Raw genomic sequence first — 13,183 nt, 5'->3', positions numbered from 1 at the left:
GGCCAGCTCATCGAGCTGGCCTTTTTATTGCTTTGAACTCAGTCAAACAGCTGGCTTATGCACCCAGTTGCTTGTTTAGAATAGGTAGCAAGTATTTGAATAGACGAGGGTTGGCACATAATACATTGCCAGTCTCGTAGTTTGGTGCGCCGTCGAAGCCTGCAAATAGGCAGCCTGCTTCTTTTGCGATGAACAGTGGTGCTTGAACTTCCCACTCACGTAGTTCAAGACCCCATGCCGCATCTAGACGACCTGCCGCAACGTTTGCCAACATAGTCGCAGGGGCATCTTGCATGACAACGCGAGCGCCTTTGCTTGCTACTTCTTCAAGTACTTTGAATTGACCTGATGCGTAGGCAATAGTCGCTTCTGTGCCAGGGAATTGAGTCGCTAGCGTTGTGTTCTCAAGAGAACGTGCAGCGCCAGTACGAATACGGGAATTATTTAGGTATGCGCCACGGCCTTTACTTGCGTAAAACTCGTCACGAGTCGATGGGTTAACCAGTAGAGCGTGCTCAACTTTACCCGCAACTAGGTAGCTAATCGTGATCGCGTGACCTGAAAGACCGCGCGTGAATAGGTGCTGACCTTGGATGGCATCGACGATCCATTCGCCTTCTGAACCTTCTTGTACCGTACCTTGTAGACGTGTCGTGATCTTGTCCGCTGGGTAGGCTTTTTCTAGGTGGTGAACGATACTACGCTCTGCGCCTGTGCAAACGTTTTGATAAACTTCTGCTGCGTTTTGACCTGCTTCTTTGTCAAAAAGCATTTTTTCTTGCGCGTGGATGATGAAGTCTGCGGCAGCGCGAGCCGCTTTCATAGCGACATTAATTCGTGGTTGCATGGGATACCAATCTTGAATCAATAGGGCAGCTACTGTCTTGTGGACAGTTCGTTGCGGTTAAAGTGTTAAAGAGCGTGGTCGATGCGGTGATGCTGTTCCAGCATCGGCTTATTGTGCATCAATATAGTGGGCGCGAATTCTAGCCCAAAAGCCCGCACTAAGCTAGCGAAAATGTGGTTAAATTCTGTTCAAACACTAGGTAATTCTTAATTCTCTGATACCATGGTGGCTTAATGCTCCACTGACCCTTGGTATGAGTTCGATATGCAACAAAATATTAAAATTGTGCTGGTGAATACTTCCCATCCCGGCAACATTGGCGGCGCCGCACGCGCCATGAAAAACATGGGCTTGAGTGAGTTAGTGCTGGTGGATCCAAAGCTATTTCCTCACGATGAAGCGGTCAGTCGTGCATCGGGGGCTACGGATATTTTGGACAATGCCAAAGTCGTGGCCACGCTCGAGGAAGCGATCGCGGATTGTCAGTTGGCGATCGGGACCAGTGCCCGTGAACGCCATATTCCATGGCCGCTAGTGGACCCTCGTCAGGCAGCGGATCTGGTGTTTAACGAACAGTTAAAAACCGCGTTTGTGTTTGGCCGTGAAGACCGTGGTTTGACCAATGAAGAGCTGCAACGCTGCCATTACCATGTGCACATTCCTTCAGTGGAAGGCTTTAGCTCACTGAACTTGGCGGCGGCGGTGCAAGTGATTGCTTACGAACTGCGTATGCAAGAGCTTAGCTTGCAAGACGGCCCGATTGTGAAGAGTAAGTGGGATGTGCCAGCGGCGACTTCTGAGCAACTTGACTATATGCTGGGCCATTTAGAAAAGGTATTAGGCGATATAGAGTTTCTTGATCCTAAGGCTCCGCGCCAGGTGATGACGCGTTTCCGTCGTTTGTTTCAACGCTCACAGTTGGATCAGCAGGAAGTGGGGATGTTGCGTGGTATGTTAACGGCCATTGAGAGACAGCAGCCTAAGGGTGAATAGCCCGAGCAATACGCTTTCTTATGCTGTTAACAAAAAGCCCGTTTAGATTGCTCTAAACGGGCTTTTTAGTAGGGCTATTGCTCGGAGGCTAAAGCTTATTTAACTTTGGTCTCTGGGCGGTTTTCTTCTTGCCAGTGGGTGTGGAATTTCGCACCTGGTGCTGCATCTACACGCTCGTAAGTGTGTGCGCCGAAGTAATCGCGCTGTGCTTGCAGCAAGTTTGCTGGCAGTACTTCAGAACGGTAACCGTCGAAGTATGCTAGGGCAGAGTAGAAAGATGGTGTTGGAATACCAGATTGAGCTGCTAATACCACAGCATCACGCAGACCTTTTTGCTTCTCTGCCATCGCGTTGGCGAAGTACTCGTCTAGCAATAGGTTTTCCAGCTCGTGGTTCTTCTCAAATGCATCAGCAATCTTTTGTAGGAAAGAGGCACGGATGATACAACCACCACGCCAGATCTTAGCGATGCCAATGAAGTTCAGTTCCCAGTCGTATTCCGCTTGTGCGGCACGCATCAATTGGAAACCCTGCGCGTAGGCACAAATTTTGGCACAGTACAGAGCGTTTTCAATCGCTTGTTCTACCGCTTGGGCATCGATTTCAGAGACATCAATGTCAGCCGTTAGGAAGCTAGACGCTTTCTCACGTTCTGCTGTCAGTGTTGACAAGGCACGTGCGTAAACCGATTCGCTGATGATGCCTGCCGGAACACCCATTTGCGTGGCACTGATAGAAGTCCAACGACCAGTCCCTTTTTGGCCGGCACTGTCTAGGATCATATCGACCAATGGTGCGCCCGTTTTAGCATCGTACTGTTGTAGGATGTCGGCTGAGATTTCTACTAGGTAGCTGTTGAGAACGCCTTGGTTCCACTTTTCAAACAGCTTGCCGATTTCAGCAGGCTCGTAGCCTAGTAGAGAACGCAATAGGTGGTAGGCTTCACAAATCAGCTGCATGTCAGCGTATTCGATACCATTGTGAACCATCTTCACGTAATGTCCGGCACCGTTAGGGCCTAAGTATGCAGTACAAGGCTCGCCTTCTTTGACTGGCTGACCCGGTGTACGTGTTTCGATTGGTTTGCCGTTGGCATCTACTTTAGCGGCCACAGACTCCCACATTGGCTGCAAGTATTTCCATGAGTCAGCGTCACCGCCAGGCATTAGAGAAGGACCAAAACGCGCACCAACTTCCCCACCCGATACCGCGGTACCAAAGAATTTAAACTGATCTTTGTACTCGCTTTCTCGGCGAATAGTGTCCGTCCATTGGCTGTTGCCGCAATCTACAACGATGTCTTCAGGATTTAAGCCTGCTTCAATTAAGTTTTGGCAAACCGCATCCACTGGGTTACCCGCTGGCACTAGAACCACAATAACGCGTGGGCTAACCAGCATGTCGAGCATTTGCTTAATGTTGTCACAACCAATGATTCTCGCTTCGTCGACGGAGTCAGGACGTTCTTTGGCTTCTGTGGCCAGCACGTCTTGCACTTTATCTTTGTCGAGATCAAAACCCGCAACGCGATAACCGTGGTCGGCCAGGTTAAGGGCCAAGTTTTTACCCATGACACCTAGTCCAACGAATCCGATGTTGCAGCTCTGATTCACGTTTTGCATAGCTTTAGGTCTACCTTTGTTTCGAACAGGGGGAAGGTTAGAAAGAATCCTACCATGAACCTGGGCTTTCAAGCCTGACTTATGGGCAGGTTAAAAGTTGAATTATTGTGGAAATTAATAATTTCGGAGGGGATTTTAGTCGAGAATCCCTGCAATTTCGAGCAAAAATCATGAAATAGTCGTTAGTTCTAAAAAATAGTTAAATCGAAGGTTATATAACTTTAGGCTATAGATAGATGTAATATAAAAACAAAACTGTAATTTATTTTCATAAATATTTTATTCTTTCAGCTTGGATATTAAGTTGTCTACCACCTATTTAAATGTAAAGCTTAACTATATCAACACCTTAAGTGTCGCTTTTGGTTTGTTGAGGTGAAATAAAATAACACTTTGTTATATCAATATGTTTTTTTAGATTCGTTTGTTACTATAGATTTACCTCAAAAATAATAATTAAAAACAATATGTAACCTTTTGTTCAGAGGACCATAGAGTATGAACAATGAAATTAATGACCTAATCCTACGTAACTTAAATGCCGCTCAACTGGTAGAAAATGCACTGGCTGACGGTGAAGGTGTTCTGGCTGATACGGGCGCTTTAGTCGTCGAGACGGGGGAGCGTACCGGTCGATCTCCTATGGATCGTTTTATCGTTGAAGAAGAGTCAACTAAGCATACGATTCACTGGGGTCCAGTAAACCGCCCATTCCCAGAAGAAAAATTCGCACCGCTTTGGAATCGAGTTGAAGCCTTCCTTGATGCGAAACAATCTTACTTGTCTGATGTGCATGTGGGGGCCGGCGATGAGTACTACATTCCGGTACAAATGCGCACCGAAACCGCTTGGCAACATCTATTTGGCCGTAACCTATTTATTCTGCCAGAGACATACAACCCAGGGGCCCGCGATGAATGGCAGGTCCTAAACGTACCGTCTTTCGAATGTCTGCCTGAGCGCGATGGCACTAACTCTGACGGTTGTGTCATTCTAAACTTCAAAGAGCGAAAAGTGCTGATTGCTGGTATGCGTTATGCCGGTGAAATGAAGAAAGCCATGTTCTCAGTACAAAACTACCTATTGCCGGCGCAAGAGGTGCTCCCCATGCACTGTGCTGCCAACGTCGGTAGTGAAGGCGACGTTACTCTGTTCTTCGGTCTATCTGGTACCGGTAAAACGACCTTGTCTGCTGATGAGTCTCGCTTCCTGATCGGTGATGACGAGCATGGTTGGGGCCGCGGTACTGTGTTCAATATCGAAGGTGGCTGTTACGCGAAAACCATCGACCTTTCTGAAAAGAATGAGCCGGTGATTTGGAAAGCGATCAAATTCGGAACCGTGCTGGAAAACGTGGTGCTAGATGATGAGCGTCATGCGGATTACACCGATACCTCTTTGACACAAAACGGCCGTGCTGGTTACCCGCTAACAAGTGTTGATAAGCGTTCTGAGCATAACCGTGCCGGTGAACCCAACGCGGTGATCTTTTTAACCTGTGATTTAACGGGTGTATTGCCACCGGTGTCGATCCTAAGTAAAGAAGCGGCGGCGTACCATTTCCTAAGTGGTTACACAGCGCTAGTTGGCTCTACAGAGATGGGCGCTGGTTCTGGCATCAAGTCTACTTTCTCTACTTGTTTTGGGGCGCCATTCTTCCCACGCTCTGCTGACGTTTACGCAGATCTTTTGATCAAGCGTATCGAAGAGTTTGGTAGCAAGGTTTACCTAGTGAACACTGGCTGGACGGGTGGTGCGCACGGTAAAGGTGGTAAACGCTTTAGCATTCCAACGACGCGTGCAGTGATTGCTGCCATCCAGTCTGGTGCGCTAGCAAACGTTGAGACGACGCATTTAGAGCAATTAAATGTAGACGTTCCGACTCAAGTAGAAGGTGTGGATAGTGTGTTGTTGAATCCACGTGATACTTGGCAAGACAAAGCCGCCTACGACGAACAAGCGAAAGGTTTGATCGCGCAATTCGTGGAGAACTTTAAGAAGTTTGAAACCGTCTCTGAAGAAATTGTGAACGCTGGTCCTAAGCTATAATCTTAGCTTGACTGAGCTTTACAAAAAGGCCGCGCCAATTGCGCGGCTTTTTTACATTCCTACCTATCTTCTTGCTAGAGTGTTCTGGTTCGATCATGTAATCTTTGTGCATGTTTATCGACAGTCACTGCCATCTTGATTTCCCTGTATTCGACGCGTTAGCGGATCTGATTACTCAGAGCCAAGCGGCGGGGATCGACGCTTTTCTTGTACCCGGAACGACCTCTGAGTCATGGGCAGGGGTGCTGGCTTTGCAACATGAATACAGTGCTATCAAAGTGGCCCTTGGTTTACATCCGTATTTTTTACAGAGCTACCAAGCCAGCGATTTACAGCAATTAGCAAGCTTGTTGGCGCAGTATACCGTGGTAGCAGTCGGGGAAATTGGTCTGGATAAATGGCCGAACTTGCCGGACTATCAGCTGCAACAAGAGGTGTTTGTAGCGCAGCTTGCCATCGCCACTGAGCAGGCATTGCCGGTTATTTTGCATGCCCGAAAAAGTGAGGATGATTTACTCAAACTGTTGCGCCAAAGCAGGTTTACCCATGGGGGAATCGTGCATGCTTTCAATGGCAGTTTAGAGCAAGCCAAGCGCTTTCTTGATTTAGGCTTTGTGTTGGGGATCGGCGGAACGGTCACTTACCCTAGGGCGCAAAAAGCGCGGCGTGTGTTGCAAGCGTTAAGTGACAGTGACTATGTGTTGGAAACGGACTCCCCTGATATGCCTGTTTGTGGCTATCAAGGGCAAGCGAACAGCCCTTTGCGAATATTAGATATTGCGCATACGGTATCAGAATTGCGTCAGCAGTCTGTGTTAGAGATTGCGCACCATACCAGCGCTAACTTACAACGAGTGTTGCCGAATTGGCATAAGGTTAAAAATTGACAGTTCAAGAAAATATCAATGCACCGGTGCGAGTGGTGCTGTTAGGAAGTGACACTGAGCTCGGTCGCGCTATTCGCCAATATTACGACAATGATTATGATTTTGACTGGTTAGAAGTACCTTGTCATGAGGTGTTGAGTCAGGTGTCTTCATCGGTGCTGGATCAGCAATATTGCGATGCCATCATTGATGCTTACTCTTTACGCAGCGCTTCGCAGAATGACTATGACCAGTATTTAGAATTGTTGGGGGCGTTAATACAGCGTGACACTTGCCCGCAGTTTTACATGCTCAGTGGGGTGCAGGTATTTTTAGGCGAGAAAGAATCTTCTTATCTAGAGACCGATGAGCCTGATGCGCGCAGTCGCTTTGCTCGTCGCTTGATGGAGGCTGAGCAAAAAGTCCTCGCCGCAGATAAGCACATTGTGTTGCGTACCGGCTGGTTGTTCAGTGGTGCGCAAGATGACTTTATTGCCAACACGATTAACTTGGTGCGTTCCGGCGCGCCGATTGAGTTTCATGATACGGCGATTGGTTGTCCGACACCGGTATCGGATGTGGCGCGTGTTTTGCTTTCGGTGGTTAAGCAGCGTCATTACGGCGCGCTCAATACCGGTGTGTATCACTATTGCTGCTCAGAGGAAATTAGTTGGATGGGCTTGGTGGAAGCGGTACTGACCACTGCCAGCCAATTCGATCAGAAAGCGCAAAGTGTTTTAGAGCATATGGGCGATACGGCCAACGCATTAGAAATGGCCACTGAGATCAAGCGGCAGTCGTTGTCGTGTCGTAAGATCTTTGGCCATTATGGGATCAAACAGCGCTCTTGGCGCCCAGTGCTAAGAGCGCTGATTCGAGATATGTATAACCTGCCATCGAATTGAGGTGGTTAACAAAAGCTAAAGGTGGTTAACAGGTGAACTTCAAAGCAATTTTGTTGGTCTATTCATTGCAGCTGTTAGTTGGGGCGGTCTGGTATTCAGCCGCGCCTGCAGACGTTGCACAGCAGAGCCGGGTGTTTTACGGAGTGTCCGTTGCGAGCATGATCGGTTTTGCTGTAGCGCTGTTTGTATACACCTATTTCAGTGCTTGGTTATTGGCCAAAACGAACCTACGTTCTAGCTTTGATCGTTTTGTATTAACGGTCAGCAGTTGGTTATTTGTGGTGATTCCAAACATCTACTTTATGAGTATGTTTGTTGATATGTCACATATGGGGATAGGGTACTTGTTATCGTTTGGTTTTATTAGCTGCTTGATTGCGGGCTGCATCTTGCCGTTTTGGCGTGCCAGCCGCTCGATTTTTAAAGGCTAGGATATTTGAGAAAAGCAGAAAAGCAGCTTAATACAAGCTGCTTTCTGGCCACACTGACCAAAGTGAGACACCAGCAATGATGCCGCTGATCAGTATCTGAGGGATCAGATTTACGATGGTACTGCTGATCTTGCCATCTTCCTTCATCAACAAGTTACTGATGACGTTGACCAAAATGGCAAGGTAAGCGATCAACATGGTCGCAATCGGCAAATCGGCTAAGACATGAGCCTGTGCCAGTAAGCCTGCCAAGATGAAGGATCCGAGCAATAACCCGTTTAGGCTACTTGCTTTGCAGACAAAGCGCTGCACCAAGACAAATCCTGCGACACTCGCGGCAAAGCCGCCCAGCAACTGACCGATTAACAAACTTCCGCCAATCGATACGACAGGTGCCGACGCCGCGGCAATCACTGCCAAAGACGCCATCGAGGCATGGGAATGCTGAGCCGTGGCGGTACTTTTTTGTAAGCCAAATAACACCAGCACCAATGCGGCGCTGAGCACAGACCAGCTTAGACTAAGCCATTGTGATTGGTGTTGAAGTACCGGATTAAGCAGTAAATAGAAACTCACGGCTAGGGCGATAAAGCCTGCAGCATTACGTGTTTTAAAGCCTAATTTCAGGGTGCGTAACCCACTGATGGCAACACCGAGTAAAGTACTGATGGTAAGGAAATCTAGGGCTTTGCTCGGCGGAAAGCTTAAGCCTGTATGAATCAGGCTTAAGGCGACGAGGAAGCCTGCCGCAAGCCCTAACAGGCTTAGGCGGGCACTAAACTTACCGGTTAAAGTGATCACAGCCGCCGCCAAAAATGGGTAAACCGCTGTGTTAAGTAGCATGAGTAGGTTCGAGTTACCTGCTTCCTCGTACATGTGAACTCCTAATTACTGGCGGATGCCTTCGATGAAGACTTCGATTTCCGTTTCATCGGTCACGCCAGGAATAAAGTAAGAGACGCCAAACTCACTGCGCTTGATGGTGGTGCTTGCTTCAAAACCTGCACGGTAGCCACCCCATGGATCACTGCCTTCACCGATCTTTTCAACATCGAAGCTCACTGGTTTAGTGATACCGTGAATAGTGAGATCACCTTTCAGTTCTTCACCGTCAAAAGAGGTGCTTTTGAAAGTGATGGTTGGGAATTGTTTTACGTCTAGGAAGTCCGGGCTACGTAGGTGTTTATCGCGCGCTTCGTGGTTAGTGTCCACACTCGCGGCTTGAATGGTGAATTCAGCGCTGCCAGATTGGCTGTCTTCTGCTAGGTTAAAAGAACCTTCAAATTCATTGAAGCGACCTGCGGTCGTGCTTACGCCTAGGTGACCCACTTCAAATGTCACGAACGAGTGAGCTGGGTCGACTTGGTAATCGGCAGCGATAGCGCTAGTAGAAACAAGCACGGCGGCAGAAGTAAGTAGTAAAGCTTTCATAAGACCTCCAAAAAGGATATGTGATTAACAAGATGGCACTAGTATAATCATGTTCTAAGAATACATAATTACACGCGAATACAATTCACTATTTCGGATTACTGAATAATTTTAGCGGAACTTTTTTGAAAGGGTTAAAGAATGGATAAGCTGCAGGCAATGAAGGTGTTCTGTCGAGTCTATGAAGCGGAAAGCTTTAAGGTCGCCAGTGAGTCATTGGACATTTCACGGCCTATGGTGACGCGTTATATCAACGCTTTAGAAGACGACCTTGGAGCAAAGTTGCTGCATCGTAATACCCGTAATATCAGCGTTACCCATGCGGGAAAATTGTATTACCAACATTGCATCAACATCCTTGAAGCGATAGAAGAAGCGGAAGGTGAGCTCGGGGATTTAACCCAGCAGCCGAAAGGTCACTTGCGCTTAAGTGTGCCAATGGACTTTGGTTTGAGTCATATGGTGCCTATTCTTAATGAGTTTTCGCAGCTTTACCCTGACATCACCTTAGAGGTCGATTTCAGCGACAAGCGTGTCGATTTAACGGAATCTGGGATTGATTTGGCAGTGCGTGGTGGGGATCTAGGTGGCGATCAATTTATTGCGCGACCGCTGTGTACCATGCGTGGCTATGTATGTGTGTCGCCAATGTACCTAGAACGCAAAGGCGTGCCACAACATCCAACGGACCTGATGCAACACGACTGCTTGATTTATACCAATGCGCCTTACGCGAACAAGTGGAGCTTTAACTCCTCGGAAGAAGCGTTCGACGTCAGCGTCCATGGTGCTTTGATGGCCAATAATGGCAGTGCCTTAACTCGCTTAGCTGTGGCCGGAGCGGGCATTATTATGCAGCCAGACTTTCTCGTGGAGCGCTATCTTGAGAGTGGTGAGTTGGTGTCGCTGTTCGATGAATACGAAACCTTTACTGGGCAGTTTTATGCGGTCTATGCCGAGCGTAAACTGCAGCCGAAGAAGGTGCGTTTGTTGATTGATTTCTTGCTAGAAAAGCTACAATCCCCAGCCTAGCTGGGGATTGTGTGGTGCTTAAACGAGGTCGTCGAAGTCGTTATCGACATTAAGATCCACTGGCAGGTGGTAGCCAGGTAGGCTGATCTTAGTGTCGCTGATGTCTAACTCTTCACCGCCTAGCACGTTATGACCGAAGCGATAGATAGGCTCAATTTCGCCTCGAACCATGGCTTGGTTATAAGCTTCCGCGGCGTCTTTGATAGCGCTATTTTTCTCTTCATAAGCGGCCAATTGCTCCGCAGAGTAGCGCTTCTTCAGCATTTCTAGAGACTTCTTGGGTGATAGCAATACTGCCGTCGCGTTGTTGCCACCAAAGCCTTTTGAGTTCAATAGGGCCGCTTCGAAGTGTTCTTTGCCGTACTCTTCGTGTTTCAGCTGAATCTTTAAACCGTCCGTGTAAACATCATCTGCCACCGCAGGTGACGTCACAATGCCTGGCAGAATACCGTGCTCCCAAACACCAAGGGAAAGGTGCAGTTGGTCACCGCCAGCGGTACCTTGTGAGTGACCAAGGTAAGCTTTCATCGCCGTTACAGGGATATCTGTAGCACCGAAGCTGGTTGCAGCTTGGCTTAAGACGTGGGATTCAGTGACACGGTTTTGCGGTGTGCTGGTACCGTGTGCTTGAATGAAAGTACGGTCTTTTAGGCCATCCAAACCAATGATGTTCTTCAAGTACGCCATCGCCTTGCTCATAGTGAGATAGTTACCCACACCTGGCGCTGAGATGGATTTTTTGTAGCCATCGGCGTAAGCGTATACCGCTGGGATCGAACCATGAATGGTGGCGCCGACTTCTAGGGCAAGCTCATCGTCCATTAATAGTGTCCACTGGCTCGATTCGCCGATGGTAAAGCCACAGTTCTGCGCGAATGGTCGGCAGCTGCGTGTGTGGTCTGGCTCTTTTTGGTTCTCCAGCTGATCAAGCGCTAAAAGAGCCTGATCTTCCGCTAGGGCACCCATGGTGCGGAAGCCTTCAATAATTTCTGGTGTGATCGGCGCATCACTGCCACCCACCATAGCAACGCGAATCTTGCCCGCTTTGATGGCTTCTACCGCACGTTCAAGGTTGAAGAAGTAGGTCGCGCAGGCGCCGATAGAGGTGCCAACATTGCCGACGGAACCGAGAATGTATGCGTTGACAAAGTCTGCTGGCATTTGCGCGTAACCAAGCGGTAAGTGCTTAGAGGTAGTGCGTTTTCCCATCAGTGCTGACTTCAGCATGCCGCCAAAACCTAGGTCATCCATTTGGCCTATTGAGTTGGCTGCGTACACCGCGACTTGGTCGGGTGCCACTTGGTTGCGAACTTTATCCCAATCCAAGCCACTGCTTAAAATGGCATCGGAAGCACCGTAGACAGTCATCTGCAAACCGCGCGGATGGTTACGGCTTTGGTACAGTTTCGATGGGTCAAACCCCGTTGGTAATTGACCTGCTGCTTTCACAGTCAGTGACTTGGAATCCTTGATAAAGGTTTCAAGTGTGCCATCCACAGTGATTTCGCTGTGCGTTTTAGACACTTCTTTGACTTGCCAGTTAGCCGGAATATTGTCGGGAAGTGAGCGTGTTTTAACGCTAAAGCTTAGTTTTTCACCCTCAGACACGGGGGATAAAGCTGAATTCTTGTGGATCACCACGTTGTCGACATCGAATAAGCTTGGGTGAATGCGGCGGATCAAGGTGCGCGCCAGAATGTCTTCACCAAAGGTGTCGATCAGCGTGTCTGCATCGAGAGCTTCGCCGTCTTGCGTAAGCCAAGCGCCGTTTTGGTATTCAGCAATGTTGGTGATGGTCGCGAGGTCGAGTAGAACCTCCTGCTGAATGGTTTGGGGAAGTAGGTCAAAAATGATTCGGCGATAAGCCTGATGAAAGGATGTACGTCCAGCCGAATTGATTCCGCCAAAGCCAACAATAACAGGTAAACGGGCCAAAGGAATGTCCTCGATTTATAATTTTGGATATTAACGCTTGGTATTGTAAAGGATGGGGGTGATTCACCGCCACCCTATACAGAGCGAATTTTCCTGCAAAACACGGAGTTCGGCAGAACAAATGAGCGAAACCCTAGGTTTTCGTCATTTGTTTACTCGTTATTATAAGTCGCTTCGTCGGTGTGCACATTGAAACGCCATAATTCGTTGTAATCAATCAGACTTTCGATTTCATCGATGTAGTCTTGGCCACGTTGCGAGTAATTCTCTAAGCCGTGTACCAGAGCCAAGCCAGTGATGGCTTCGCCTTCTTTGCGCAGCTGTGCGCGGATCGAGCGCAGCTCTTTGTAGGCAGAGTTGCTGTTCAAGTTATCAATGTAGGCAAATACGGATTCGCGGGCATCGCTAAATTTACGCACTTCGTGATCTTGTTCTTCACCACGAGCATTGGGTACCAAGCCGCAGCCTGGGGTGAAACACCACTGGCCGAAGTAATTGTTGCCTTCTAGGGCAAAGCGCGAGGTTCCCCAGGCCGACTCATTGGCGGCTTGTGCCAACACCAGTGAGGCTGGGATCACATCCACATAGCGCAGTAAAACCGCAATGTCTTCATGGGTGTAGACGCCCAATTTACGCAGTTTATGGATGTTACGAAGCGCTGCAATCCAAGTTTTGTCTTCCCGTGATGGCGGCTCTGGACTGTTAAGGATGGCTTCAATGCGAGCACGATCTTTTAGCAGTAAGTCATTCTTTTCAGTGACAAAAGGCATCAGGAAGTCAAAGAAGACCGCCTTACGTTCTTGCACATCACTGATGGCGGCAAAGTCTGGTCGAGAGCCATCAATTGGGTGGCTTTGGAAATATTCTTGCTCTTCCTTAGACACATTGGCTTCACGCGAACTTTGCGTACGTTTCTGAGCCGGAGGTTCCCCTTGAACTGGCTCAGAGCTGGCAAGATTTGTGTCTGCTTGTTGAGTATCTTGGGGTTCAATTTTGAACCATAAAATCAAGATCACGATACTCGAGATAACCCAAAGTAACTTACGTTCCATATTCAACCATCGTTTTATTA

The 13,183-nt window shown here is 48.3% G+C and carries 12 protein-coding genes; 6 read left to right on the top strand and 6 right to left on the bottom strand.

Translation table 11 applies throughout. The annotated features are described in order from the left end of the window. Positions 1–55: 55 nt before the first annotated feature. Complete coding sequence (locus MAQ5080_RS01005) at positions 56–847, bottom strand: inositol monophosphatase family protein (protein ID WP_067204216.1); 792 nt, start codon at positions 845–847, stop codon at positions 56–58. Between the two features lie 264 nt (positions 848–1,111). Here MAQ5080_RS01005 and MAQ5080_RS01000 point away from each other — a divergent pair, with 264 nt between their 5' ends. Next, positions 1,112–1,840 (top strand): RNA methyltransferase, encoded by a 729-nt coding sequence (locus MAQ5080_RS01000; RefSeq protein ID WP_067204212.1) that lies wholly within the window; start codon positions 1,112–1,114, stop codon positions 1,838–1,840. A gap of 95 nt (positions 1,841–1,935) precedes the next feature. On the opposite strand, the gene gnd is transcribed toward MAQ5080_RS01000, so the two are convergent. After that, entirely contained in the window at positions 1,936–3,462 is a 1,527-nt protein-coding gene (gnd, locus tag MAQ5080_RS00995) for an NADP-dependent phosphogluconate dehydrogenase (RefSeq protein WP_067204209.1), read from the bottom strand. A 498-nt stretch (positions 3,463–3,960) separates the two neighbouring features. Between gnd and MAQ5080_RS00990 the strand changes: the two genes are divergently transcribed. The 4 genes from MAQ5080_RS00990 (at position 3,961) to MAQ5080_RS00975 (ending at position 7,713) form a co-directional block, all read left to right on the top strand. Further along, the gene (locus tag MAQ5080_RS00990; RefSeq protein WP_067204205.1) at positions 3,961–5,511 is read left to right on the top strand and encodes a phosphoenolpyruvate carboxykinase; all 1,551 of its coding nucleotides are present in this window, start codon (positions 3,961–3,963) and stop codon (positions 5,509–5,511) included. 110 nt (positions 5,512–5,621) lie between these two features. Further along, positions 5,622–6,398, top strand: a complete 777-nt coding sequence (locus tag MAQ5080_RS00985) for a TatD family hydrolase (protein WP_067204202.1) — start codon at positions 5,622–5,624, stop codon at positions 6,396–6,398. Then, positions 6,395–7,282: a sugar nucleotide-binding protein gene (locus MAQ5080_RS00980; RefSeq protein ID WP_067204198.1), complete on the top strand. Its 888-nt coding sequence runs from the start codon at positions 6,395–6,397 to the stop codon at positions 7,280–7,282. Before MAQ5080_RS00985 ends, MAQ5080_RS00980 begins: the two co-directional genes overlap by 4 nt. 32 nt (positions 7,283–7,314) lie before the next feature. Continuing rightward, positions 7,315–7,713 (top strand): hypothetical protein, encoded by a 399-nt coding sequence (locus MAQ5080_RS00975; protein WP_067204195.1) that lies wholly within the window; start codon positions 7,315–7,317, stop codon positions 7,711–7,713. Positions 7,714–7,740: 27 nt separating this feature from the next. Here MAQ5080_RS00975 and MAQ5080_RS00970 read toward each other — a convergent pair whose 3' ends face one another. Both MAQ5080_RS00970 and MAQ5080_RS00965 read right to left on the bottom strand, forming a co-directional pair. Continuing rightward, a complete protein-coding gene (locus tag MAQ5080_RS00970; protein ID WP_067204192.1) occupies positions 7,741–8,589 on the bottom strand; it encodes a hypothetical protein in 849 nt (282 codons plus the stop codon). A gap of 12 nt (positions 8,590–8,601) precedes the next feature. Continuing rightward, positions 8,602–9,144: a YceI family protein gene (locus MAQ5080_RS00965; RefSeq protein WP_067204188.1), complete on the bottom strand. Its 543-nt coding sequence runs from the start codon at positions 9,142–9,144 to the stop codon at positions 8,602–8,604. 141 nt (positions 9,145–9,285) lie between these two features. Here MAQ5080_RS00965 and MAQ5080_RS00960 point away from each other — a divergent pair, with 141 nt between their 5' ends. Next, a complete protein-coding gene (locus MAQ5080_RS00960; RefSeq protein WP_067204184.1) occupies positions 9,286–10,176 on the top strand; it encodes a LysR family transcriptional regulator in 891 nt (296 codons plus the stop codon). 18 nt (positions 10,177–10,194) lie between these two features. Here the strand turns inward: MAQ5080_RS00960 and MAQ5080_RS00955 are convergent, their stop codons facing one another. Together MAQ5080_RS00955 and MAQ5080_RS00950 are read right to left on the bottom strand one after the other, a co-directional pair. Continuing rightward, positions 10,195–12,111 (bottom strand): beta-ketoacyl synthase, encoded by a 1,917-nt coding sequence (locus tag MAQ5080_RS00955; RefSeq protein WP_067204181.1) that lies wholly within the window; start codon positions 12,109–12,111, stop codon positions 10,195–10,197. A gap of 152 nt (positions 12,112–12,263) precedes the next feature. After that, positions 12,264–13,163 carry a glucosaminidase domain-containing protein gene (locus MAQ5080_RS00950; RefSeq protein WP_067204178.1) on the bottom strand — a complete coding sequence of 300 codons (900 nt, stop codon included), beginning with the start codon at positions 13,161–13,163 and terminating at the stop codon, positions 12,264–12,266. Positions 13,164–13,183 lie beyond the last annotated feature (20 nt).

Origin of the sequence: Marinomonas aquimarina (genome assembly GCF_900089755.1) — a bacterium.
Lineage (GTDB): Bacteria > Pseudomonadota > Gammaproteobacteria > Pseudomonadales > Marinomonadaceae > Marinomonas > Marinomonas aquimarina.
This window is presented reverse-complemented; position numbering and strand designations above follow the sequence as displayed.

Bases quoted from the DNA above. Each gene is read 5' to 3' on its own strand.
- MAQ5080_RS00950 (WP_067204178.1), bottom strand. From the start codon at position 13,163: ATGGAACGTAAGTTACTTTGGGTTATCTCGAGTATCGTGATCTTGATT.
- MAQ5080_RS00960 (WP_067204184.1), top strand. From the start codon at position 9,286: ATGGATAAGCTGCAGGCAATGAAGGTGTTCTGTCGAGTCTATGAAGCG.
- MAQ5080_RS01000 (WP_067204212.1), top strand. From the start codon at position 1,112: ATGCAACAAAATATTAAAATTGTGCTGGTGAATACTTCCCATCCCGGC.
- MAQ5080_RS00985 (WP_067204202.1), top strand. From the start codon at position 5,622: ATGTTTATCGACAGTCACTGCCATCTTGATTTCCCTGTATTCGACGCG.
- MAQ5080_RS00990 (WP_067204205.1), top strand. From the start codon at position 3,961: ATGAACAATGAAATTAATGACCTAATCCTACGTAACTTAAATGCCGCT.
- MAQ5080_RS00965 (WP_067204188.1), bottom strand. From the start codon at position 9,144: ATGAAAGCTTTACTACTTACTTCTGCCGCCGTGCTTGTTTCTACTAGC.
- MAQ5080_RS01005 (WP_067204216.1), bottom strand. From the start codon at position 847: ATGCAACCACGAATTAATGTCGCTATGAAAGCGGCTCGCGCTGCCGCA.
- gnd (WP_067204209.1), bottom strand. From the start codon at position 3,462: ATGCAAAACGTGAATCAGAGCTGCAACATCGGATTCGTTGGACTAGGT.
- MAQ5080_RS00970 (WP_067204192.1), bottom strand. From the start codon at position 8,589: ATGTACGAGGAAGCAGGTAACTCGAACCTACTCATGCTACTTAACACA.